The following is a 23,541-nucleotide window of genomic DNA, read 5'->3' as shown; positions in this document are numbered from 1 at the left end:
TATGCAAACGCTTTCGATAATCCATGAAACGGAAAACTGGGCGCTGGTATTCAAACCGCATAAAATACCGACTGCGCCCCTGAATGAAAATGAGACAAATACTGTTATATGCTGGTTTTTAAAACAACGTCCCGACAGTAAAACCGTTTCAGGAAAAAAAATAATAGAGCATGGGCTGCTTCACCGTCTTGATACCGCTACTGCAGGGCTTGTTCTTATTGCAAAAAATCAGCCGGCTTATGATTTCTTATTACAGAGCCAGGAAAATAATCTTATAACAAAGCATTATTGCGCATATTGCTCTGAAATCCCTTCGGCAGCTCAAACCGGCTTTGGAAATCTTGACGACCTTACTCTGCCGTATATCATCAGCAGCAGGTTCCGCCCCTATGGACCGGGAGGGAAAAAAGTAAAACCTCTTTTTCCCGGAATGCGCGGGTATAATGCGGCAAAGCGAGACTATCATACCTGCATAGAAAGTACCGGTTTTGAAAATAAAGAATCTGCAAAACAGCCGGTTCGGATAATAAACTGTTCCCTTGCCAGAGGTTACAGACATCAAATCCGGACTCATCTTGCCTTTCTTGGTTATCCGATTATTGGAGACAGGTTATATAATGAGGATAATCGCCCTGATACAGACCTTCACTTATTTGCTAACGGTATAAGTTTTCCTGATCCCCGGTCCGGTGAACGAGTATCTTTTTTACTTCCGATACCAGATAAAATGAACCAATAACAAGAAGAGGTATTTTTTTCTGATACGCGGAAAGAATGGCATCCGGGATAGCTTTTTGATAATCTTCATTAATTGTCAGCGTAACTTTTCTGCTGCCGTATAACTCCAGAAAAGGCCGAGAAATTTTTTCCATATCCGTTTCCTTGAAATCACCAGGTTTTGTAATTGTGATCTCTGAAAAGGAATGAAATAGTTCCGCTATTGCATCGACATTTTTATCTGCGGCACATGCAAAAAGCAGGTGATTATTACCGGGAAAAAGTTTTTTAAAAGTAGTCAGGGTAGTGCTTATACTTTTTACCGTATGAGCACCGTCCAGGACAATGGGCACATCCCCGGGAATTAATTCAAACCGTCCGGGAAGCCATGCCCGGGAAAGACCTGTTTCAATCATTGATTCCGTAATATCGGGAAGAAGAAATTTTGCGGTATATGCGGCAATCGCGGCATTCTGAGCCTGGATTTCATTCAAAAACCGCAGCCGAGTTGACAGCGGACGTGAAAAAACAGGACCTTCAGGGATTTGTTTATATTCAATAAATATAAAATTACCTTCCTGCGATGTTTCGGATGATATGCTGCTGATTATATCCTGCATATAAAAAAAAGGGCTTGAATGGTATTTTGCCGCATCTGTAAGTACTTTGAGAGCTTCTTCCTGTTGGGGAGATACAAAAACCGGTGTATGGTGCTTTATTATACCTGCCTTTTCCCCAGCTATTTTTCCCAGCGTGTCTCCAAGAAATTCCATATGCTCCATTTCAATAGGTGTTATTATACTTGCGGCAGGTGTAATGACATTGGTCGCATCCAATCTTCCGCCCATGCCTGTTTCGATTACCGCCCAATCAACGACAGCTTCCCTGAATGTAAGAAAGGCAAACAGGGTCACGAGTTCAAACCATGTCGGTTCATTTCCGCCCGGAAGATTTTCCGGAATAATTGATTCAACAAGCGGTACAAGTAAATCACTTGCCTTTCCGTACATCTCGTCGCTGAAAATACCGGCGGCAGAACTGACCCGTTCGGTAAAATCAAGTATATGCGGAGAAGTATATAAGCCGGCTGTATAACCGGCGGCGCTGAAAATCTGCGTCAGCATAGCAGAAACAGACCCTTTTCCTTTTGATCCTGCTATATGTACTGTATTGTATTTTTTTTCGGGATTTTTAAACCTGGCGACAAGAAATTCCATTGTTTCGAGTGAAAATTTGCTTTTTTTAGGAAATTGCTCGAAATTAAGATAATTTTCAAGCCATTCATAAAAAAATCAATCTGCCGCTTTTGTTGCATCATTATATTATGCAACAAAAATAACTTGCGGTAAAGTAGCGGTTTCAGTATTATATACATATGACAGACTTTGAATTTCCGGAAAAATTAAAGAATTTCAAAATATATATGGTAGGCATAAAAGGTACCGGTATGACTGCTCTTGCGGAACTTCTTGTTTCAAGGGGCGCTGTTATTACCGGAAGTGATGTGCCGGATATTTTTTACACAGACAGAATACTGAATGCCATAGGAATAAAACCATATATAGGTTTTAAGCCTGAAAACCTGGGAAAAGATATAAAACTGGTCATACATTCTTCCGCTTATTCAGCAGAAACAAATCCTGAATTGATAGAGGCTCAAAAAAGGGGACTGCCTGTTCTGTTGTATTCAGAAGCCCTCGGGCTATTTCCGCGAAGAGCTATTCCGCAGGAATAGCAGGCGTACACGGAAAAACAAGTACAACAGGTATGGCCGGGACTATTTTAAAATCTCTGGATTTTGACACCTCTGTCCTTGCAGGAAGCAGCATAACTTCCTTTGGTGACCGCTGTACTATGATTAACGGCAGCAAGTATTTTGTTGCGGAAACCTGTGAATATCAGCGGCATTTTTTGAGTTTCCATCCGCAAAAAATCATTTTAACAAGTATAGAAAGCGATCATCAGGACTATTATCCGACCTATGAGTCAATACAGTCGGCCTTTTTGCAGTATATCAACCTTTTGCCCCAATTCGGTGAAATTATTTACTGCGCGGATGACCCCGGCGCCTATGAGGCTGCAAAAATTGTTTTTAATACAAGACCTGATATTATTTATACGGGATATGGGGAAAAGGCTCTTGGCGACTATCATATATACGATATAAAAATCAGGAATTCGTATCTCTGTTTTAAATTAAAGAAATTTAAAAATGAATTCCGTCTGCGTGTACCCGGCCGTCATAATGTCAGGAACGCCGCGGCCGCGATTGCCCTGACTGTAAGCCTGATTCTTCAGGAAAAAAATCTCTTTCGGATGAGGACATTCAGAAAATCCATGAAGGAGTGGAAGCATATACCGGCTCAAGGCGGCGCTGTGAAATAGTGGGTGAGTCGAACGGCGTTATTGTAATAGATGACTATGCTCACCATCCTACTGCTATAAAATCGACCCTGGCCGGCCTGCGTGAGTTTTACAAAGGCCGCAGGCTTGTTGTTGACTTTATGTCTCATACATATTCCCGAACAGCAGCCTTGCTAAAAGACTTTGCTTCCTCTTTTATTGCGGCCGATGAAATTATTCTGCATAAAATTTATGCCTCGGCCCGCGAACAGTATGACGGAACAATCAATGGCAAGGACTTATTTAATCTGGTTAATAATAAAAACAAAAAGAAAAATGTCCATTATTTTGAAGAAGTGCTTGACGCACGTGAATATCTTTCAAAAACACTTACCGAGGGAGATATTTTTATAACAATGGGTGCCGGGGATAACTGGCGGCTGGGGCGTGCCGTTCTTGAAGACAGGAGAAAATTATGAAAAGTATGACAGGATATGCCTATAAAGAAAAAAAACGGAAGAACTTTCAATTTCCATTGAAATAAAAAGTTATAACGCGCGTTTTCTCGATATTGCAATTTCACAGCCTTATTGGCTTGGACGTATTGAAAATAAAGTAAGGGAATATGCCGTCCGGCAGGTACAGCGCGGAAAACTTGAGCTTAATATACGAATCAGGGAAAGTTCTTCAAATCTTACAGTCACGCCCGATCCATCAGTCGCTCTTGCGTATAAGAAGGCTGTTCAGGAAATTGCCGATGCTCTTGATTTTAATGAAGGTGTCCCTCTTTCCCTAATTATCCAGCAGGACGGTGTGCTGTATTCCGACCGTGTTTTTGATATTGATTTTTACTGGGAAAAAATCCAGCCCGTTCTTACGGAGGCTTTTTCCGACTTTAACAGGAGCCGGGCCGCTGAGGGCGAGGCTCTTTGTGCAGACATCAGGAATATGATTTCCAGAATAGAAACTTCCGTTGAAGATATTTCAAAACGCGTCCCCGAAATGGAGACGATTTTTAAGGATAATATAAGAGCCCGGTTTGCCGAGGTGCTTGGTAATGAAATTGATGAGCAGCGTGTTCTGCAGGAAACAGCCGTTATGCTTGTAAAGTATACAATCAATGAAGAAATTGTACGCCTCCGTGCGCACCTGGCAAGTTTAAATAAAGAACTCACCTCAAATGCCGCGACCGGAAGAAAAATTGATTTTATCTGCCAGGAAATAAACAGGGAAATAAATACAATTGGTTCAAAAAACCAGATTATAGAAGTAGGGCAGGCCGTGATAGAGGCAAAGGATGCCCTGGAAAATATCAGGGAACAGGTTAGAAATATTGAATAAGAAAAGTAACAATACAAATGCTTGTTTTTGCATACCTGACAATTCAGAATTACGGATCGCAATTTCGGGCCGTTCAGGATGCGGAAATACGACTGTTTCACGTCTGCTTGCCGAAACACTGGGCATTGCATTTATCAATTATACATTCCGGTCACTTGCTTTGGAACTGAATATTTCATTTGAAGAAATAATAGAAAACGCAAAAAAAGATTTTATATACGATAAAATGGTTGACACAAAACAGATAGAGCTTGCCGGAAAAACATCCTGTGTTCTTGGTTCTCGTCTTGCTATCTGGATGCTTGAAGACGCCGACCTGAAAATATATTTGACTGCATCGGAATATGTCAGGGCCAAACGTATACAAAAACGTGAAGGCGGTGATTTTCAGGAAATCAGAGAATACACGGCCATGCGCGATGCGGAAGATACCAGGAGATATTGGGAACTCTATCAAATAGATAATACGGATTTTTCAGTTGCGGATATGGTTATTAATGTTGAAAATTATTTTCCCGAACAGATAGTACAAATTATTGTTGAAGAGCTTATTGAAAAGGAAATGTTGTTACGTGGTAAAGCTGCAGACTGAAAAAAAGGAATCTTTTAAAAAAGCAATATATGAAAACTATCATTCAGCCGGAAGAAAATTCCCGTGGAGGGAAACGGCCGATCCTTATGAGATTCTAGTTTCAGAAATAATGCTTCAGCAGACGCAAACAGAAAGAGTTGTGCCAAAATACAATAACTGGCTGGCTGCTTTTCCCTCTCCGGCTGATTTGGCCGCAGCTGATTTGGCTCTTGTTCTGAAATACTGGGTGGGACTTGGCTATAACAGACGGGCGCGTTTTTTGCATGAAACTGCAAAGATAATACAGCAGGAATATGGAGGGATATTTCCCTCTGACCCTGAAAAACTTGACGCCCTGCCGGGTATTGGTCCCTATACCGCGCGCGCCGTATCAACGTTTGCTTTCGGCCTTCCGAATGTTTTTATTGAAACAAACATCCGGTCTGTTTTTATTTTTTTCTTTTTCCAGGATTCCGAGACGGTTTCAGACAGGGAAATTCTTGAACTTGTAGAAGAAACCCTTGATGCGGGCAATCCGAGAGAATGGTATTATGCCCTGATGGATTACGGAGCCCTGCTGAAAAAGAAAATACAGAACCCGAACAGAAAGAGCAGGCATTACACAAAACAGTCAAAATTCGAAGGGTCTCTCCGTCAGGCAAGAGGAGAAATAATAAGATACCTCAGTTCCAATACTTCAGGCAGTCTGGATGATATAGCCAGTGATTCAGGTTTGCCTTATGAGCGAATAGAAAAAGCGGCCCTGGCCCTTCTTGGCGAAACTCTCGTAGCGGAAGAAGAAGGCATATACCGGATATATTAATTTCCGGGTTTCTCTTGACCTTTAAGCATTTTTCTGCTATAAAATATCCAGGCCTGACAGAGCGGATGTCGTATAACGGCTATTACCCCAGCCTTCCAAGCTGGAGACGAGGGTTCGACTCCCTTCATCCGCTCTGTCAGGCTTTTTTTATGCTGTTCCGGCAATACCAAAATCAGCAATAAAATATAGCATTAGTAATGCAGACCGATTCCTATGGAAATTTCCTGTATATTTTCCCCGTCCCGTTTTGCTGATGCTCCGGTATCAAATCCGTTTGTGAACAGTTCCGCAAGATCAAAACCCAGACTGGCCCGCACGTAAATGCTGCGCATTTTTAACGGATATACTATTACCTCAAGACCGCCCGCATACCATCCGTCTTTAAATGAATAATAAGTTCCCTTCTGTATGTCGTGGACAAGCGCCATATCAAAGAACAGGGCGAGATGCATTTCAAAACTGACATATCTGGTCCAGCCTACTCCGGTGATTTCTTCAAAATTGATATGCATAATACGTATCGGGATATCAATGTTCAGAGAGAAGGCTGTATCCGTTGTTATGCGGTCATCAAGAATACCCCTGAGCATATCTCCCTGATCATCATTCGTTTCGTCGAAAAAATCGTAAAAGAAATAAAATTGGCCGGAAAGGCCGAAAATATTAAAGAAACTTATGTATCCGCGGACCTTTGTATTGATCGATATTTCAAATTTATTTTTTCCGAAATTGTAGGTATATGAATTTCCAAGACTGGCGGCAACGCCCCGGCGGAAATTCCGCTCCCAGTCAATACGGTCAAATCCCAGAGAATGGGAAGCTGTGAGTGTAGGACCCTTTAAATCAGGATCGCTGATCCCGTTATGGTCCCAGTTAAACTCGAAATTCAGGGCCGGTGTCCACGACACATCCCCGAAATAGGACAGTGTTGTTAAGACAATAGGGAGTTTCAGATATACATCTTCAGTGAAATAAAGCCAGTCCTCATACAGGACATCTTTGCTGTCCCGGTCATTCCATACCACGCTTTGTTCCGCGCCTATATGCATATCGGAAAAACCAAGAGGAAGTTCAAAATCGATACCGGTTGAAAATTCCAGTGTAACTAATTCATCTATAGGAATATTTATATATGCGGATAAATCCCATTCAAAGGAATATCCCCAGGCTTTAAATGGTATGGTAAAATCCAGATTTCCGGAAATCGCCTGCTGTCCATCTATATCGACATTATAATTGATATCGGAAGTCAGCGTCTGCATGGTACCGAAAAAATTAAAATCTTTCAGTTTCAGTTTGAGGGTAAAACCCGAATTCGAATCCAGCTCAGGATAGGGGACGATTATCAGATTCCATGTGTCGGCCGTATTTACCACCAGATATACCGGTATTGTCCCTGTCGCGTCCGGGTCTCCGTAGGTTATATCTATACGGACGCTTTCAAGCACCCTCAGATTAAGAAAAAGCTGTTCGATATCCCTGATATATTGATTCAATTCTTCCTGGGAAGAAAAAAAACGGTCGTTCGAAATCTCAACGGATTTTGAAAGCGGGTATTCGCGGGTTGCGCCTTTTATATTATAGTCTACATTTTTTATCTGATACAATTCCCGTGCCTGTGCGAAACCCCTATTTGCACAAATGGCCAGGAAAAGAAAAACAAGAGTTTTGAATTTCATTTAACCATTATTCTTTTTTTTTGTTACTACGTCAAGGTTCCACTTTTTGGGCCGCGAAATAGCCTTTGTATAAATCGCCCCTTTCCCGGGGGCCCATAAATCAAGTTTGGTTAACGGAGTAGTAATAAACAGCTTTTTTACCGTTATACCGTATGCATTATCAAAAAGATTCGGAGCCATTTTTTCAAAACCGAAACGGGTTTCATAAAACGCGGTACCTATTTCGATGTATTTTTCCGCGGGAGAGTCAAGAAAAATATCAAGATCAGTCTGTCCGGGAGATAGCCGCGCGCCTGTTTCCAGATACCGCAGTTTGTCCAGGCAGAGAATGGCTATAACCCTGTCCCCGCCCAGATCAAAATCAGTCTGCAAATTCCTGATATAGTCGCCCGACATGCTCACCCTGATGTTTTTCGGTTTTATGTAACGGAAAATACAATCAATCAATTCAAACACATTAATATGTATATCGGCGGCCAGATTAATCATTTCTCTGGTTTCTTCCGCTGAAAAAGTATGCATACTGCCTTCCGGAATGGAAAAGGTATCAAGCAGTTTTGCCGCCATTGGTTCCGCAAGATCAGCGCCAAGCCTTGAATCGGAATATACCGGCAGTATCAAACATAAAAAAAGTGCCAAAAATAATATACGCATACTAACGGGCTCCTTTACGGGTTATAAGTACACCGATTGTCTTGATTATCAGCCACAAATCGAGCCAGACCGACCAGTTCTGTATATAGTATGTGTCAAAAGCGACCCTTTCTTCATAGTCACTGTCCGATCGTCCCGAAACCTGCCACATCCCTGATAAACCCGGTTTTACGGAAAAAATATAACCGAAGCTTTCTCCGTATTTCACCGCTTCTTCGATAGTAACCGGACGGGGGCCGATAAAACTCATTTCACCTTTCAGAATATTAAAAAACTGGGGGAGTTCATCTATACTGGTTTTGCGCATAAATTTCCCGATAGGTGTTACTCTCGGATCATTGGTCAGTTTTTGATATTTGTCCCATTCTTCCCGGTATGAAGGATTTTCCGCCAGGATTTTTTCCAGAACCTTATCGGCGTTTATTACCATTGACCGGAATTTCCAGACGCGGATTCTTTTTCCGTTTTTTCCGATACGTTCATGCCCGTAAAAAACAGGACCCGGAGACGTCAGCTTAATAAGCAGGGCCATAATCAGGGTAAGCGGTATTGCGAATATGCTTCCGATAATCAGCAGAATTATATCAAGCAGCCGTTTGGCGGCAAGATTATAAAATCTGGTCAGATTATTGGTTGAAGAAAGCGCAATTGTTCCGTTTATTTCCTTTATGGTCATTGAAATGGTATTCAGAAAACTGAGCCGGGGAATAATGATATTATAGCGGAAATTGGAAAGGGTAGTTGTAATAAGTTTACGGTATGATTCAGATGGCTGTTCATCTACGACGATAATCGCCATCTTTATGCGGAGGTCCGTATTCAGCCGCCTGCTTTCCTTTATAGAATTCAAAACAGGAATTCCCCGGTATTCCTGCATTGTCTGGTCATGTTCCGAGATGATTGCTACCGGGATATATCCCATTTGAGGCCTGTCGAGCAATGTATCAATCAGCTTTTTCATTTCTTCTCCCTGTCCGTAAACGGCGGCAGGGATACCCCACCATCTGAAGCGCGAATAAACATTCCGCGCCAGGGTTCTGCTTACGGGAAGTGAAAAAGTGGAGAAAAAGAAGGCGACAAGGAATGCTATCGCGACATAGGCACGCCCGTCCGTTTCAATGACGATCGAGAGCGCAATACCGATAAACATTACGGCATTCGCAAGAAAGAAACTGCGGAGCTGTTCACTTGGAACCATCATAACGCCGGGATACAGATGGAAAAAACTGTACATGATAAAAAAGAAGGGCAGATACGTCCAGTAATTTATAAATGAGCGGAAGTTAATATAATGCCGGTCAACAGCGTTTACAACAAAGAACCCGGCGCCTATGCACAGCATGATTGTGATAAAATCAGAAAAAATAAAGGCAACTACTGTTACTGCGGAAGATGTATGCCGGTATCTTGCTTTAAACCAGACAATGTAGTCGTCAATACTCATAGTCACCCCAATTACCGGAAACAGCCTGCTGACAGCAGATACCGTTTTCCCGCTGGTATTTTACTATCCGGATCCGGAACCATTTCCCGGTTCCGCTTTTTTATATATATCTTCAAGTCTCTTCAAATAGGCATTAATGATAATTGAATCAGAAAACCTGGTTTCCGCAATTTTCCGGGATTCAAATCCCATTTGTTTTTTTTCACTTTCACTGCTTGATATAAACCGGAGCATCGCAGACTTCAGGCTTTCCCGGTCTCCCGGAATTGTCAGAAATCCGTTTACACCATTTTCGACCGGATCCCTGGTCCCCGGGCTGTCAGCCGCAATAAGCGGTTTTCCCATCGCCGCGCCTTCAAGGAGTACTCTGGGTACTCCCTCCCGGTAGTATGAAGGATGAACCACACAGTCCGCCTCACGGATATATGGCTGAACCTGTTCAACAAACCCCAGATACTTTATTATACCGCTTTTTTTGGCATTTTCAAGTTCATCCCATGGTAAATAAAAAGAATTGTCTTTGTCATACTCACCAATAACAATAAAAACTGTATCAGGATACAGTTTTCTGACCTCTATTGCCGCGGAAATATAATCCCGGATTCCCTTGGTAATAAGCAGTCTTCCGTTGAATAAAAAAGTTATGATTTTTTTATCCCGTTTTTCTTCCGGTGACGGGGAAAAGGCAGATAAATCAACCCCGGAACCGGGCAGAACATATGTGCGTTCAGCCGCTACAAGACGATGTTCAAGAAAAAACTCACGGTCATCGTTATTCTGAAAAAAAACAAAGGATTTCCGCGAGGAAAAGACCAGGCGGTAAAGCGAATGGACTATAAAACGCGTCAGCCCTTTTTTTTCCTCGACAACCCCGAGGCCGGTTATATTGGCTGCGGACCTGATTCCAAGGATATTTGAGGCCAGGGTACCGTATATGTTGGGCTTGTTGTTGATATGAAGGGCCGCAAGAGGCTTGTAACGCCTGTAAAGTGATATATAACGCAGAAAAAGACGGAAATCCCTGATCAGATTGGTACCGTCGCTTTTCATAGGGAGCGGTATAAACCGGATATGCAGATCAGTTTCAATTTCTGCGGCTTTTTTATCAGGATCCGCCAGGGTAATAACTTCCCACCCGGCATTTTTCATTGCAAGAAGAAGCCGCTTCCTGCTGTATATATTCCACGCTGTATTGGCCGAAATCATTACCAGCTTACGCTTCATTTTTTCCGGCCCGCAGAATCAGTTTCAGTGTCGAGAGCAGACACCCTCCCGCATAAATTATTGTATAGATAAGCAATACGACGGGCAGAAAACCTGTTTCAAAACCGGCAATATACAGCAGCGGTAAATAACCCGTTACTCCTATTTCTTCACTGAAGCGCTTTTCTTTGCCCTGTCCGGGTATTTTTCCCGCAAGAAGTTCAGCATTTTTGAATGACTGGTGGTTAAGTCTCATCAGTATATTTGCCGTTGCGGCAAACCCTCCGAGAAAAAGCCATGTTCCGGCCTGCCAGGGGAGTCCGACCGGCTCAAAGAAGGGAAGATCCAGAAAATCACCATTCCGGTACAGACAGGAAAACCCTATCGAGGTCAAAATGGCAGCATAAGCGAGGTATCCTCCCATGGCGTCAACCCAGCCGCCGTAAGGAGATTTCAGCTTGAGTGTTCTGGCCATAGTCCCGTCTGCGCAGTCCAGCACGGCGAAAAGAACAAAAAGCCCCATGGCTATACGGTGGCAGAGAAGAACCGGAAAAAAGGTCAGACATAAACCGGCAATACAGCAAAAGGCCCCGATATATGTGACCATATTGGGCGTAAAATTTAGCGCAAGAAAAACATAGGCAAAAGGATAAGAGAGGGGCCGGAAAAGATAGGTGGTCACTGTCCCGTCCGATTTTCTTTTCTCAGGCGGCAGGGAACTGTAAATATCCTTAAAACGGTATTTCATGAAATGATTTCCTCGATAATATTTGCGAAACGTTCAGGAAGCGCTCCAAGCTGGGTTACATAGGCTTCAAAAGCATTTTTCACAATACGGTTTCTTTCAACATCATCCTCAAGATAGCGGTACGCGGTTTTCTGAAGATTTTCCGCGTCCCAGTCAAACGGAACATAGGTTTCTTCCGGTATAAAAACCCGGGGCCAGGTCTCAAGATGGGACATATCCGGTTTGAGAAGCAGGGCGCCGCTCCTGATTGTTTCAAAATCCCTGAGACAGAGTTCTCCCCATCCGAAGGGACTTACGGTTATTTTTGAATTTGCGATTTCCCTGTTATACTGTTTTTGCGCCGTCATACCGGTAAGAAAAACGGGATCGGTTTCAGCTTTTTTCAGAATAAGCTCCCGCTGATAGTTTATTGAAGGTCTTGAAATCATGCCTATCCTGCAATGGACCTGGCAGGTCCCCTTGTTTTTCAAAAAGGGCGGTTCGGGAAGCGTGCGGCGCAGGTAAAACGGCTTTGCCGCCTTCAAACCGAAAAGCCGGGCCGCCAGAATTCCTGCCCGCTGACGCAGTACATTCCTCGGATAATCGCCTATGCCGATATTCCAGGAAAGCCTCAGCTTCGCGAGCTGGTCCGGTCTTGTTTCGGTTACATAATGGCGGGGCGATGGGTCGGTAACACCGTATTTTTTGTGGTAATAATCCGAATACAATTCCTTGCCGTACAATTCCTTGCCGTACAGGGACCTGTCGAGAAAAAGGGCTTTTGAATAAAAGAGATCAACAAAGGGCAGTACTTCAAGACGGGGGATCGCGGCGCCGGCGTCATCATGGAAAAAAGCAATGCGGTCATATTTTGCGCGCAGCTTGTCCATAAGACTTAAATCGGTAAAGTCGGGCTTGATAAACCTGCGTACCATGATCAGAATGCGGTTTTTATCGGTGTTCAGACAGTAGTCAGGGTCCGTGGTAAAATAAAAACGGTGCTTTGTATTATTGAAAAGGAAGGGTTTGAGCGAATGGAAACAGGCTATTCTGTCAGCGATAGTTAAAACAGTAATATTGCTCATAAATATATAATAGTATAGAATTGAAGCTATGAATAGTCTCCCAGAAAGAATAAAAATCGGCGTATTCAGCAAGCCTCTCGATAACTGGATGAGCGGTTCAGGGCACCATCTGGATGAAATGATGAGACATATTCTTGATCTGAATGACAGCGAAGGCAATCCCTTTGAATTTACCTTCATACATTATAAAAAAAGTGAAAATCCGGTTTATTCCAGAGTGAAGGAACTTCTTATTCCGAGAAATCCCCTGGCAGCTTCCTCAGTTATCCGGAAACTGGGTTTCAGTATTCTTCATTATTCTCCGCTTTCAATCTACGCGCCCATGTTCAGAATAAAGGCAAAAAAGATTGCCACAATTCATGGGGCCGAAGAGGTTATTTATCCCCAGGGATATTCGCTCATAGCGCGGCTTCATGAAAAATGGGTTATGCCCATTCTTGCCCGCAGGCTTGACCGGATAGCGACCGTTTCCGAAACCAGCAAAAACTATTATGTTTCAGTGTATAAGGTTCCTGACGAAAAAATATTTCTGACTGTTAACGGAGTGTCTCCGGAATACCATGTTCTTGATAAGGCAGCACTGAAAGTCCCTGAAAAACTGGGAATTACGAACCCCTATATATTTCATATCAGCAGATATTCAATGAGAAAAAACCCCGAAGGGATTCTGGGCGGTTTTTCTGTTTTCTCCGAAAAGCATCCTGAATTCCGTCTTGTATGCGCCGGCAAAGGCTGGGACGGGGAAGAAGTCCGCGGGTTTGCCCGCGAATTCCATATTGAAGATAAACTGATTACCCCGGGTTTCGTAAGCGAGACAGACTGCGCCGAACTATTAAACGGGGCCTCCGCTTTTCTTTTTCCTTCATTTGCCGAGGGGTTCGGAATGCCGAATGTTGAGGCTATGGCCTGCGGCTGCCCCGTTGTTACAAGCAGTGTGTTCGCCATACCGGAAGTAGTAGGTGACGCCGCTGTTTTACTGAAGGACGAGCGGAATGCGGAGGAGTGCGGGGCAGCGCTTGAGCATATAGTAACCGATAAAGCCTTTGCGGCAGAACTTGTCCGCAGGGGACTTGAACGCGTTAAACGGTATGACTGGAACAGGAGCGCCGCTGCCCTTATGAAAGTATATCATGAACTTGCTGAAGCCACGTAATTGAATTCTTCTCGGTCAGGTTTCCTGCAGGATAAACCAAAGGCCACGACATAAAAAAAGGATTCGCGGAACTGAACAGCTCCTGGAATCCTTTTCTGTGATACTATACTCATATAGTATATTATTGTAGTATATGATTGTACTATATAATTATAGTATCTGTTTCATATAGACTCCAAGTATTTCCGTAAAGGTTTTCATTTCTTCAGGACGTATGTCGCCGATGTTTGCAATGCGGAATGTATTCGCGTCGGAAAGTTTACCGGGATAAATGGTAAAACCCGCCCTGCGTGAAATATCATGGAGGTCCTCAAAGTCATAGTTCGGGGAATCGGGTTCAATAATAGCCGTTATCAGCTTTGACTGGGCCGCTTCGGGTACCAGCATCGAAAGGTTCATCTTCTTTAACGCTTTTACCAGCTCTTCCCAGCACGCTGAGTAGCGCGCGTAGCGTTTTTCAATGGTCTCCAGTTTTGTTTCAATAATTGCCTGCCGCAGGGCATACATGGTTTGGACGGGCGGCGTAAAGCGGGTCTGTTTTGTTTTTCTGAAATATACGAACTGGTCCCAGAGGTTAAGATAAAAATTCCTCATGGGATAAGACTGGGTTTTTTCAAGGGCTTCTTTTCTGCAGAACACGAACGCGACGCCAGCCATTCCCTGGATATTTTTGTTTGAGGTGGATGCCATAAAGTCAATGCAGTCATCATCCATGTCTATCGGTATCGCGGCAAAGGCGCTGACCGCGTCCACAATTGTGGTTATATTATGATCGCGGCAGAACCGGCAGAGTTCCGGGACCGGATTGAGAAGTCCCGTGGTTGTTTCATGATAGACTATTGCAAAATGGGTGAAGGAGCCTTCGAGTAATTTTGCTTTTACCGCATCAATATCAAGCGGCATAAACCCGCTGCTTTTAAATACTTCAAAGTCTAATTTATATACTGACGCGATTTTTGCAAAGCGCGCGCCATAGGCTCCGTTGTCAATAATCAGGAGTTTTCCGTCATCAGGAATACAGGAGGATATCATAACTTCATCCGCCGCTGTTCCCGATCCGCCGAACAGGACTGTTTCTATCCTGTCCTTTTTTCCTGCCATGAGCGACAGTTCGGAAGAAACCCATTCCATAACGTCCCCGAATTCAAGTTCCCGGGGGCAGATATCGGCGCAAACCTGGGCGTACTTTACGCTGTCTGTTGTTGTCGCGGGGCCGGGATTCAAAAGGACTTCCCGGCGTATTTTTCTGAGACTTTCATTTTCCTTTATGCGGGGGTAGATGCTTTTTTCCGCCATTTCAAGGTGGCTTTCATCATCTATTTCTCTCCACATATAGTATTCTATTTTTCGTATGAAAATCCTGTTTCCCGTCCCCGCCGCCGCAGAGATTGCAGACAGGGCGGATTCATATTCCATTTTCGGATCTTCGGCAAGCCGGGCGTTCATAAAATGAACCATATGTTCCAGGGTCTGTTTCCGGAGCCGGCTGATTCCGGTCAGTTCGGCAGAGACCGTATCAAGCTCGGACGCCTTTTTTGAATGCCGTACCAGATACCCGTCTGCGTCCGCTTCAAGATATACTTCATCGCCGGAACCGGTTTTTCCGGAAGCCAGTATAACGTCCGGATGACTTTCATTGATAAGCACGGTAAGGCCGATATCGTCATATATGAGATCGGATTCGAGGAGCAGGAAATCACCGTATACGAGCGGCAGACAGCAGGCAAGTGTACCCATACTGCCGGTTTCAGCGTAACGTTCATTTTTTATGAGCCTGATGCAGGTATATTTTTCCGCAAGCTTTTCATACCATTCGCTGCGGTGGCCGGTTCCAATAATTATTTCCTCGATTCCGGCGGCAATAAGTTTCTGTACCGACTGTTCAACAATAGGAACAGAATCAATTTCAATAAACCCCTTCGGCATGGAAACGGTTTTCTCTTTGAGCCGGGAGCCCAGCCCCCTGCCATAATTACAGCCTGTCGTATCATAGTAATCCTTCCCGAATCAATGTGTTTTAATGAATTCCATTAATGCAGTTTTATTTTCCAGAGGGGTTGATTTAGGCCTTCCCAGGTCTTTCCGTGAACCTTTCCGTACACGGATTTCAATAAAAACAGGCCCTCCGTTTTTTCTTCAAGAGCTTCCGTTAGTTCCTTTTTTGTTTTTGCTGAAAGTGTTTTTTTATACCCTGCCGCTTTTGCTATCGCAGGAAGGTCTATCAGGAGGCCCACAGTGGGCTGTCCGCCGACTGAATCGTGGGCTCCGTTGTTGAGAAGTATATGCCGGAAATTTGACGGCTTTTGCGTCCCTATTGTAGCGAGGCCGCCCATATGCATCAGGGCGGCTCCGTCTCCGTCAATACAGGTTACCGGTATATCAGGTTTTTGCAGGGCGACCGAAAGCGCAATCTGGGAAGCATGGCCCATTGAACCCACTGTGAGAAAATCCCTCTCATGCGACATTCCGTATTTTTCGCGGAGTTCATACAGTTCCCTCGACGCCATTCCGGTGGTTGAAATGAAAATATCATTTTCTCCCGACACCCTGATAATCTCATCTATGGCTTCTTCCCGGGTCATCTCGGCATTAACAGTTTCATTTTTCCTGAGCGTATATGGCGCAAAAGTGTCCTTTTTGGCAACAAGGGCATAGGGCGCGTTTTGCTCCGTAATATACGCGTAGCAGGCCGCTATCTGTTTTTTTGCTTCTTCTTCGTCGTCTGACAGGACCGCGTAGGGTATTTTCATTGCTTCGAGCAGGGTGCAGGTGACTTTTCCCTGTTTTATATGCTGGGGTTCATCCTTAACGCCCGGTTCCCCGCGCCAGCCGATCACAAGTATAAGCGGTATGCTGTATACTTCCTGGTCCGCGAGGGAGAGCAGGGGATTAATTGCGTTTCCGATTCCCGAATTCTGCATATATACAAGCGGGACTTTTCCCGTCGCCAGATTATACCCGGCGGCAAGGGCAACCGCAGTTCCTTCGTTTACCGAAATAATATGTTTTTTTTCATCTGTATGGTCGGTTATATAGGCGCAGAAATTTTTCAGAAGGGAGTCGGGCACTCCGGCAAAAAAATCCGTTTTATTTTTTATAAGCTCATTATAAATCACTTCAGGTTCAAGCATAAATATACTCCATAGACTTAACGCATGTTGATTTAAGCCATCGCGGTTTAATCGAAATTGCCTATCAGGCAGGTTCTTTGCCTGATAAACACTTGCAATCGGACTTCCCGTCATTCCGGATGAAGACGGGAATAAAACCTTTTTTCAGAAAATTTATTCATGGCGAGGGTTTAATACCCGCCGCTCTGCAGCATGGTATTTTATTTGCCGCCGGGGATTAATTCCAGAATCTGTTTTATGGGCATGCACAGGGGATCGGCTTCAAGAGATCGTTCATTTTCCAGAATTATTTTTGCGACATTTACCATCGCAGGGTATGAAGCCCGGAGCATGTGGTTTGCATAAATAATTATGTTCGCGCCCCAAGCAGCGAGTTCCTGTTCCTTAAACTGATTATATGTTGTCGGCACCAGTACAATAGGGACCTGGGCATATTCGGCGCGGAAAAGCCGGCAGAACTCCCTGATATCCTCTCCCGTTTTTTCCTTGCTGTGTATCATAACTCCGTCAGCCCCGGCTTTTACATATGCTATTGCGCGTTCGAGAGCGTCGGAAACAGGATATCCCGCAATAAGGCTTTCAAGTCGGGCTATGATCATAAAGTCTTTTGTTACCTGGGATTTTTTGCCTGTGCTGATTTTTTCACAGAATTCCGGGATAGAGGCCAGTTCCTGTTTTACTTCGGTTCCGAAAAGTGAATTCTTTTTTAAGCCTACCTTGTCTTCGATAATGACTGCCGAAACTCCATTGCGTTCAAGTGTACGTACCGTGAAAACAAAATGTTCGGATTTTCCTCCGGTGTCTCCGTCATAAATAATCGGTTTTGTTGTGCATTCAAGTATATTTGTCAAATCCTGCAGCCGGGTGGTAAGATCAACTGCTTCGATATCGGGCTTTCCCTTGCTGGTGGAATCGGTCAGACTTGATGACCACATTCCGTCATAACTGTGGGTCCCGTCTTCTTTTGTAATTTCGATGTTTTCTATAATTAATCCGGAGAGGCCTGAGTGCGCCTCCATAATCCGGAGTATGGGTTTTGCCTGCAGCAGCCGCCTCAGCGTTTTCATCCGTATGTCGGGAGTTGTTCCTATGGCCCTGTGCATTTCATTCAGCGCGGATGAATTTATACCCTGTGTGTATGGAATTTCAATTACCTCTCCGCCGATTTCTCCCATGACCTTATATACTTCTTCCCTTATTTTGCACAGGGGGCCTGTTTTCCAGTCGTCGCCGTGAATTATCGCATCAGGGCGGTATTTGAGGAGATTAGGCACATAGCTCCAGTCTTCCTGAGGGACAACGCTGTCAACTCCTTTCAGATTTTCCACAACCTCTTTCCGCTGTTCATAGGTCAGATAGGGAAGCCTTTTGTGGGCAGCTATTGCCGAATCGGTAAGAAGCCCTACCATAACTTTTCCGCGCTTTGAGCCTTCATGTATAATGTTTATTATACCGGGGTGTATTATGTCACCGGTCATTCCAAGATAAATTGTTTCCATATGCACATCACCCTGTTTTTATGTTTTAAGTTCGGAAAATAATTTCCGGTACAGTTCAGTTATATGTTCCTGCGAATTCTCGTCTTTCACAATATCATATAGTTTTTTGCCTTTTTCCTCAATAACGCCCTTCCGCATGCTGAAATCCCGTTCCGCCAGGCTGATCTGTTCCATGAGCCTTTCCCGGTGTTCAGCGGCAGTATTGTATGTATAGGTATAGCACAAGTCTCCGGGAAAATCCTGTATGGTTGCTATTTCAGGACATATTACCGTTTTCGCGCAGGAAAAGGCGAGGATTGCCGTACCGGAATTAAGGCTGCTTTGCTGGTCATACGGGAGTATCAGCATATGTGAATGGTGTATCAGCGCGGTGAGTATGTCATCTTCAATAAACTGCAGAAGAAGAGTAATATTTGAAAGACCCTCCGCTTTTTCTTCCAGGGCGTTTTTGTATGCGGCGTCTCTGGGCCTGCCCGCAATAATAAAATGGATGTTTCGGTTTGAACTCTGCGCGGCCGCCGAAATCAGCAGTTCAATATTTTTATAGGGACGGACAGCGCCGACAAACAGCAGGATGAGGGTGTTTTCCGGAATTGAAACAAGCGTTTTCATCTTTGCTTCATTCGGGGTATAGGCGTCAATATAATTGGGATGAGGGATATAGCAGATTTTCTTTTCAATTTTTTTTTCATTCATGTAAGGCGTTAATACTTCCCGGGACGCCCTGCTTAAAATTATGATTTTATCTGCCCTCCGGCACAAATGTTTCATAAACCACAGGGACATTTTCCTGTTCCGTTCTTCATGATTAACGCGGTTATGAAGAACGTATATAATTTTTATTCGGAATATTCCAAGAATGGCGATAATACCGATTTTCGCAAGCAGTTTGCGTATGCGTGGCAGCGGTTTTTCACCAAGCCGTTCAAACCAGTTTAGGATAACTGCGTCGGTACGCCAAAGCAGGCGAGGATGGGAGAAAATACTGTAAAAACCATACACTTCGGCTCCAGTGCTTTTGATGCAGGAAACAGTGATTTCTATATATTTATTATTGGTACTTGTCAGTGGGGAGAACCCGATATTGCAGCGCTGTTTATCAGTTTCCATATTTTTTATAGTTTCTGCAAATGTTTTTTCATTTCATCTTCCCATTTTTCCGGCCAGTCAAAATGGAACTTCTCTTTATATTCCGCGCACAGGCTCCTGTATTTCTTGTACACTTCCGGAGAAGTATACAGCTTTTCCAGAAGGTCCGCCAGATATGCCGAATCGGCGGGAGGAAATAAAAGGCGTTCGTCCTCCAGAATATCCGGGATGCCGCCGACCCTGCTTGCTATGACAGGGATGCCGGCATGGAGTCCTTCAAGTATTACATCGGGATAGCTGTCAAAAATAGACGGAACAACAAGCATATCCGCATCTTTCATATATATGAACGGATCCGGACTGTATCCGGCAAAAGTCACCATGCCGGAAAATCCATTCCTGTTGATATACTGCATCATTTCAAGCGCGAGGGCTGACTCCCTGCCGACAAGTTCAAGGTGCAGGGGAATATTCCGTTCATGCAATATTCTGAAAGCGTCGATCAGATAAGGTATACCCTTTCGTTCGCCTATTGCTCCGATATATAATACTTTTTTTAATGATTCCGAGTGATTGATGTTTTCATTTTCTTTCCTGAACCAGGGTTCTCCGATATTGCCTTTTATTATGCAGCATTTGTTTTCATCTACCCCGGTTCTGGATCTGAAATTATTATAGTCGATTTTACTTTGAAACGCGATAATGTCCGCCCTGTGGGAAATCATCTTTTCATATTTTTTGTATTTTATAACATCCAGGAAATATTTTATTTTTTTCCGGAAAGGTTCTGCCGGTGATTTCAAAAATGTTTCGCTTTCCGTAACTGCATCGCTTCTTACCGCATAGAACAGTTTTGCGGACAGTATTTTTTTCAGATATGTTCCCGCCGGGAAATGCGTTTCACCATGGACCATAATATAATCGCTGCCTTTTCCATCCTCTTTTATTTTCTGCCTGTGCTTTTTTAAAAGACGCATAAATTGAATTGAGAAGGGAACCAGTTTTTTTTTGTGCTTATAGTCCAGCGGAAGTATGGTCATATTTTTTAAATGCAGGTCAAGAGAACTGTTTGCGATAAGCAAAACACTGTTGCCGCGTTTTGCGAGTCCTTCCATAAGTTCAATATATCTGCGGTGGCCCCCTGTGCGGATCTGCGAGTTAAGAAAGATGCCTGTGATTTTCAAATCTGATGGCTCCTTGTGCCGGAAATATTATTGTCGGAGAAGGGTAAAGGCATGGGTATCCCGTTCGTTTTCAGGAGGTACCTGCATGTAATCGCCATACAAAACCCTGAGACAGGTATCAGAATCAACCGGCGCATTGAACATTGCGTCTTCAAACAGTATTTGTTTTCCCGTACCGAACGCCTCTGACGGGTATATGTAAAAGCTTGCATTGATTTCACTTATCGATGCTGCTTTTTTCGAATTATAGAAAGCGTAGCGTGTAATTGTCTTATGAAGCATCCGGTATACTTTTTTGTACGGAAACAATTTTGCGATGATTTTTATCACCATATTTTTCAGCGGTGAACGTTTATATTCAGGATCGGATGTTGACAATTTGAACAGGCGTTTCAGAAAAACTGCTTTTTGTTTAAGAAGCTTTGTCCTGAGCGGACTGTCAGGCAGGCCGTCAAGCGGGAATATATCAACCCACAGATATTTATGTTCGCCTTTCCGCCTTTGTTCTTCATCCAATCTGATTTGAATACTGCTGTCTATATATTTGGCAAATGGTGTATAGTAATGTTCGGTTTTTTGTATTTCATGCAATTTGAATGGAGAATGGAATTCCTCATCGGGAAGCGCTATGAATTTCTCATAGTCTTCTCTCGGCATCGCAATATCAACATCATCATCCCAGGGAATAAAACCTTTATGCCGTACGGCCCCAAGCAGGGTTCCGAAAAAAAGATAATAACGGAGATTGTGTTTGTCCAGCAAAACACAGAGTGATTTCAGAATGTCCAGTTCAGCGCTTTGTATTTCATTCATTCAGATTATGCTTAATTCTCCCGCACAAATATATATTTTATGTAAAACATCCTGGTTTATTTTTTCAATAAATGAATCAAAACTCAGATTTTGTTTATAGTATTGCACGCAGTTTTTTTTCATTTTTTTTATATCAGGATATTCACCCCCGCATATTTTTTCCAGAATACTAACCAGTTCTGATAATTTCTCATAGGCGAGAACATTTACCCGGTTTTCAAGATGCGGATAAAAGAAATGTGAAAACTGGGAAATCGGAATGACCCCTGCGGCAAGCGTTTCTATCTGATTATGACAAAACGGCTGTACATACCCACACATATGGATGAAGAAAGTTGTCTGGGCCAGAATATCAAAATATCTGTTTCCGGGAATGGAAAATTTCGCTGAGTTTATGAGAATCACTTTGTTTTTCAGATTTCCCGAATCCATATTTGATAAAAAATCATCAAAGGATTCGGGTATGTATAAATGCTGAGGCGAAATATGTTCTGTAATATGTGAAAAAACTTCCATTCTGGTATTTATATGAAAATATGTATGGGTTTTTTCATCAGTATATTTATCATCAACCCATCCGACAAAAAGCGCCAGAATTTTCCTGTCATCATTTCCTGAAGCTGCCAGGGCCTTTGTCTCGGTTTTTCTTGTTAAAAATTTCGGGTGAAAAGAAATCGGATAGAAAAGTCCGTCTGAAAAATCCGTGTTTTTATTAAAAACGTCATAATCTATTTCATAAATACGTTTTTCACTCTTTATGCTTTCAGGAATGGATTCCACAGTATCTGATAAAACAAGAGCGCATTTTTTCATATCTTTTGGTTTCGCGCGGATAACGTTTTTTTCCCGGGCAAGTTTTAATCCGGAAATATCCATGGTGGAAAACTGTTTTACCGGAATATGAATAAAACAGATATAGCCATTTTCAGAAAAGAATCTGGACAATTGAAGCATTCTTCTGTTTGGAACTATGCGGAGCATTTCAATATATACTGCTTTGTCATAATTCTTTTTTTGTTTAAAACCCCTGATCAGGAAGAGTATATAATACCTTATTTTTCTTGCTTTATTTTTAAGTCCCATGGAATGCCCGCTTGTGTAAATAATTTTCCTGTTCAGATCATGTATTGAAAAGAGAATCAGAAATAGCGCTCAATTTTCTTTTCAGCCTTCTTTTAAAACTGAAAAAGGAAATTTTTCTCGGAGGATATTTTTTGAATATATTCCTGAATGCCGCGTCATATTTTTCGCTGTGTATTTCCGGCATTGATTTATAATCAGAATAAAGATTCTGCATTGTATCAAGCAGGGACCTTACACAAAAATGCTTTCCGGGCAGTTTTTTTGAGACAATAAATTCAAACATTGAATCACATGCTTCAATATAGCCGGAAACCAGTTTCCCGTTTTTTTTGTACCGCCGCCCGTTATGGAAGTCTGGTTTCTGCGCCTGAAATAAAATGCAAAGGTTATGCAGTAAATTTTTTCTACCGAAGAAAACAGAATGGGCGTAAAGTCGGTATCTTCATGATAAACTTTTTCGCGGAATGAAAAACTACGCAAAATACCTTTTTTTGTAATATAGATACATGCCGAAACATCGGTTTGAGGTAATCCGGTTTTTTCCCGGTCAATTGTAATCAATCTGTCATAAGGCCAATTGCAGAAATATTTTTTGCTGTCATCATAAACTCTGCTGTTATCATTCTCTTCTGAAAAGGATATGGCATTAAATCTGACAATGTCCGCGTTTTTCTGCTTCGCATAACTGTATAGTATTTCACAGGAGTGCGGTGAAATAAAATCATCGCTGTCAACAAACCAGACATATTCACCCGATGCGGCGCTTATACCGGTGTTCCGTGCGCCCCCGAGTCCCAGGTTCTTTTCATGTGTTATAACTTTTATTCTGTTGTCTTTTTTCGCGTATTCGTCGAGAATAGCCGAACTATTATCCGGTGAAGCGTCATTTACGCATACGATTTCTATATCCCGCAAAGTCTGTGTAATGCAGGAATCAAGACATTCCCTGAGATATTTTTCAACATTATATACAGGAATAATAATGGAAATTTTAGCCATAAA

Annotated in this window: 18 protein-coding genes, 1 tRNA gene and 3 pseudogenes; 7 read left to right on the top strand and 15 right to left on the bottom strand. The window is 43.1% G+C overall.

Going from position 1 to position 23,541, the window contains the following annotated elements; genetic code table 11:
- The first annotated feature begins 1 nt into the window (after window position 1).
- A complete protein-coding gene (locus K7I13_RS01680) occupies window positions 2-739 on the top strand; it encodes a pseudouridine synthase (RefSeq protein WP_255947473.1) in 738 nt (245 codons plus the stop codon).
- On the opposite strand, the gene K7I13_RS01675 is transcribed toward K7I13_RS01680, so the two are convergent.
- Window positions 657-1,934: a bifunctional folylpolyglutamate synthase/dihydrofolate synthase gene (locus tag K7I13_RS01675; RefSeq protein WP_255947472.1), complete on the bottom strand. Its 1,278-nt coding sequence runs from the start codon at window positions 1,932-1,934 to the stop codon at window positions 657-659. The two genes, K7I13_RS01680 and K7I13_RS01675, sit on opposite strands and share 83 nt — an antisense overlap.
- Window positions 1,935-2,092: 158 nt before the next feature.
- Here K7I13_RS01675 and murC point away from each other — a divergent pair.
- The 5 genes and pseudogenes from murC (at window position 2,093) to K7I13_RS01650 (ending at window position 5,928) form a co-directional block, all read left to right on the top strand.
- Window positions 2,093-3,539: pseudogene (gene murC / locus K7I13_RS01670) on the top strand (UDP-N-acetylmuramate--L-alanine ligase).
- A 49-nt stretch (window positions 3,540-3,588) separates the two neighbouring features.
- Window positions 3,589-4,401: a YicC family protein gene (locus K7I13_RS01665; protein ID WP_369413716.1), complete on the top strand. Its 813-nt coding sequence runs from the start codon at window positions 3,589-3,591 to the stop codon at window positions 4,399-4,401.
- Entirely contained in the window at window positions 4,394-4,993 is a 600-nt protein-coding gene (gene cmk, locus K7I13_RS01660) for a (d)CMP kinase (protein ID WP_255947471.1), read from the top strand. Before K7I13_RS01665 ends, cmk begins: the two co-directional genes overlap by 8 nt.
- The gene (locus tag K7I13_RS01655) at window positions 4,974-5,795 is read left to right on the top strand and encodes an HhH-GPD family protein (protein WP_255947470.1); all 822 of its coding nucleotides are present in this window, start codon (window positions 4,974-4,976) and stop codon (window positions 5,793-5,795) included. Before cmk ends, K7I13_RS01655 begins: the two co-directional genes overlap by 20 nt.
- A 61-nt stretch (window positions 5,796-5,856) precedes the next feature.
- A tRNA-Gly gene (locus tag K7I13_RS01650) sits at window positions 5,857-5,928 on the top strand.
- Between the two features lie 58 nt (window positions 5,929-5,986).
- On the opposite strand, the gene K7I13_RS01645 is transcribed toward K7I13_RS01650, so the two are convergent.
- The 6 genes from K7I13_RS01645 to K7I13_RS01620 all read right to left on the bottom strand — a co-directional run bounded on the left by K7I13_RS01645 (window position 5,987) and on the right by K7I13_RS01620 (window position 12,587).
- Window positions 5,987-7,474: a BamA/TamA family outer membrane protein gene (locus tag K7I13_RS01645; protein ID WP_255947469.1), complete on the bottom strand. Its 1,488-nt coding sequence runs from the start codon at window positions 7,472-7,474 to the stop codon at window positions 5,987-5,989.
- Complete coding sequence (locus K7I13_RS01640) at window positions 7,475-8,128, bottom strand: hypothetical protein (protein WP_255947467.1); 654 nt, start codon at window positions 8,126-8,128, stop codon at window positions 7,475-7,477.
- A 1-nt stretch (window position 8,129) separates the two neighbouring features.
- On the bottom strand, window positions 8,130-9,572 hold the full coding sequence (gene wbaP, locus K7I13_RS01635; protein WP_255947465.1) for an undecaprenyl-phosphate galactose phosphotransferase WbaP: 1,443 nt from the start codon (window positions 9,570-9,572) through the stop codon (window positions 8,130-8,132).
- 63 nt (window positions 9,573-9,635) lie between these two features.
- A complete protein-coding gene (locus K7I13_RS01630) occupies window positions 9,636-10,796 on the bottom strand; it encodes a glycosyltransferase family 4 protein (protein WP_255947454.1) in 1,161 nt (386 codons plus the stop codon).
- Window positions 10,786-11,523: a CDP-alcohol phosphatidyltransferase family protein gene (locus tag K7I13_RS01625; RefSeq protein ID WP_255947452.1), complete on the bottom strand. Its 738-nt coding sequence runs from the start codon at window positions 11,521-11,523 to the stop codon at window positions 10,786-10,788. Before K7I13_RS01625 ends, K7I13_RS01630 begins: the two co-directional genes overlap by 11 nt.
- Complete coding sequence (locus K7I13_RS01620; RefSeq protein ID WP_255947450.1) at window positions 11,520-12,587, bottom strand: glycosyltransferase; 1,068 nt, start codon at window positions 12,585-12,587, stop codon at window positions 11,520-11,522. Before K7I13_RS01620 ends, K7I13_RS01625 begins: the two co-directional genes overlap by 4 nt.
- Before the next feature lie 28 nt (window positions 12,588-12,615).
- Between K7I13_RS01620 and K7I13_RS01615 the strand changes: the two genes are divergently transcribed.
- A complete protein-coding gene (locus K7I13_RS01615; RefSeq protein WP_255947448.1) occupies window positions 12,616-13,740 on the top strand; it encodes a glycosyltransferase family 4 protein in 1,125 nt (374 codons plus the stop codon).
- Window positions 13,741-13,890: 150 nt separating this feature from the next.
- On the opposite strand, the pseudogene K7I13_RS01610 reads toward K7I13_RS01615, so the two are convergent.
- From K7I13_RS01610 to K7I13_RS01575, 8 genes and pseudogenes are all read right to left on the bottom strand, one after another.
- A pseudogene (locus K7I13_RS01610) lies at window positions 13,891-15,731 on the bottom strand (2-aminoethylphosphonate aminotransferase).
- A 16-nt stretch (window positions 15,732-15,747) separates the two neighbouring features.
- A pseudogene (gene aepY / locus K7I13_RS01605) lies at window positions 15,748-16,871 on the bottom strand (phosphonopyruvate decarboxylase).
- 200 nt (window positions 16,872-17,071) lie between these two features.
- Window positions 17,072-18,370: a phosphoenolpyruvate mutase gene (aepX, locus tag K7I13_RS01600; protein ID WP_255947446.1), complete on the bottom strand. Its 1,299-nt coding sequence runs from the start codon at window positions 18,368-18,370 to the stop codon at window positions 17,072-17,074.
- 18 nt (window positions 18,371-18,388) lie between these two features.
- Window positions 18,389-19,480: a glycosyltransferase gene (locus K7I13_RS01595; RefSeq protein WP_255947435.1), complete on the bottom strand. Its 1,092-nt coding sequence runs from the start codon at window positions 19,478-19,480 to the stop codon at window positions 18,389-18,391.
- A gap of 5 nt (window positions 19,481-19,485) precedes the next feature.
- Entirely contained in the window at window positions 19,486-20,643 is a 1,158-nt protein-coding gene (locus tag K7I13_RS01590; RefSeq protein ID WP_255947433.1) for a glycosyltransferase family 4 protein, read from the bottom strand.
- 27 nt (window positions 20,644-20,670) lie between these two features.
- The gene (locus K7I13_RS01585; protein ID WP_255947431.1) at window positions 20,671-21,456 is read right to left on the bottom strand and encodes a LicD family protein; all 786 of its coding nucleotides are present in this window, start codon (window positions 21,454-21,456) and stop codon (window positions 20,671-20,673) included.
- On the bottom strand, window positions 21,457-22,539 hold the full coding sequence (locus K7I13_RS01580) for a hypothetical protein (RefSeq protein ID WP_255947429.1): 1,083 nt from the start codon (window positions 22,537-22,539) through the stop codon (window positions 21,457-21,459).
- A gap of 231 nt (window positions 22,540-22,770) precedes the next feature.
- On the bottom strand, window positions 22,771-23,538 hold the full coding sequence (locus tag K7I13_RS01575) for a glycosyltransferase family 2 protein (RefSeq protein WP_255947427.1): 768 nt from the start codon (window positions 23,536-23,538) through the stop codon (window positions 22,771-22,773).
- Window positions 23,539-23,541 lie beyond the last annotated feature (3 nt).

The sequence above is a fragment of the Brucepastera parasyntrophica genome, assembly GCF_022376835.1.
Classification (GTDB): domain Bacteria; phylum Spirochaetota; class Spirochaetia; order Treponematales; family Treponemataceae; genus Brucepastera; species Brucepastera parasyntrophica.
Note: the sequence above shows the minus strand (reverse complement) of the source record. Positions and strands in the feature narration are given on the sequence as shown.

What these genes read in the sequence shown, in the direction of transcription:
- K7I13_RS01615 (WP_255947448.1), top strand. Translation starts at nt 12,616, where the DNA reads ATGAATAGTCTCCCAGAAAGAATAAAAATCGGCGTATTCAGCAAGCCT.
- K7I13_RS01575 (WP_255947427.1), bottom strand. Translation starts at nt 23,538, where the DNA reads ATGGCTAAAATTTCCATTATTATTCCTGTATATAATGTTGAAAAATAT.
- wbaP (WP_255947465.1), bottom strand. Translation starts at nt 9,572, where the DNA reads ATGAGTATTGACGACTACATTGTCTGGTTTAAAGCAAGATACCGGCAT.
- K7I13_RS01585 (WP_255947431.1), bottom strand. Translation starts at nt 21,456, where the DNA reads ATGAATGAAATACAAAGCGCTGAACTGGACATTCTGAAATCACTCTGT.
- K7I13_RS01620 (WP_255947450.1), bottom strand. Translation starts at nt 12,587, where the DNA reads ATGAGCAATATTACTGTTTTAACTATCGCTGACAGAATAGCCTGTTTC.
- K7I13_RS01630 (WP_255947454.1), bottom strand. Translation starts at nt 10,796, where the DNA reads ATGAAGCGTAAGCTGGTAATGATTTCGGCCAATACAGCGTGGAATATA.
- K7I13_RS01645 (WP_255947469.1), bottom strand. Translation starts at nt 7,474, where the DNA reads ATGAAATTCAAAACTCTTGTTTTTCTTTTCCTGGCCATTTGTGCAAAT.
- K7I13_RS01680 (WP_255947473.1), top strand. Translation starts at nt 2, where the DNA reads ATGCAAACGCTTTCGATAATCCATGAAACGGAAAACTGGGCGCTGGTA.
- aepX (WP_255947446.1), bottom strand. Translation starts at nt 18,370, where the DNA reads ATGGAAACAATTTATCTTGGAATGACCGGTGACATAATACACCCCGGT.
- K7I13_RS01675 (WP_255947472.1), bottom strand. Translation starts at nt 1,934, where the DNA reads ATGGAATTTCTTGTCGCCAGGTTTAAAAATCCCGAAAAAAAATACAAT.
- K7I13_RS01580 (WP_255947429.1), bottom strand. Translation starts at nt 22,539, where the DNA reads ATGGGACTTAAAAATAAAGCAAGAAAAATAAGGTATTATATACTCTTC.
- K7I13_RS01625 (WP_255947452.1), bottom strand. Translation starts at nt 11,523, where the DNA reads ATGAAATACCGTTTTAAGGATATTTACAGTTCCCTGCCGCCTGAGAAA.
- K7I13_RS01640 (WP_255947467.1), bottom strand. Translation starts at nt 8,128, where the DNA reads ATGCGTATATTATTTTTGGCACTTTTTTTATGTTTGATACTGCCGGTA.
- K7I13_RS01595 (WP_255947435.1), bottom strand. Translation starts at nt 19,480, where the DNA reads ATGGAAACTGATAAACAGCGCTGCAATATCGGGTTCTCCCCACTGACA.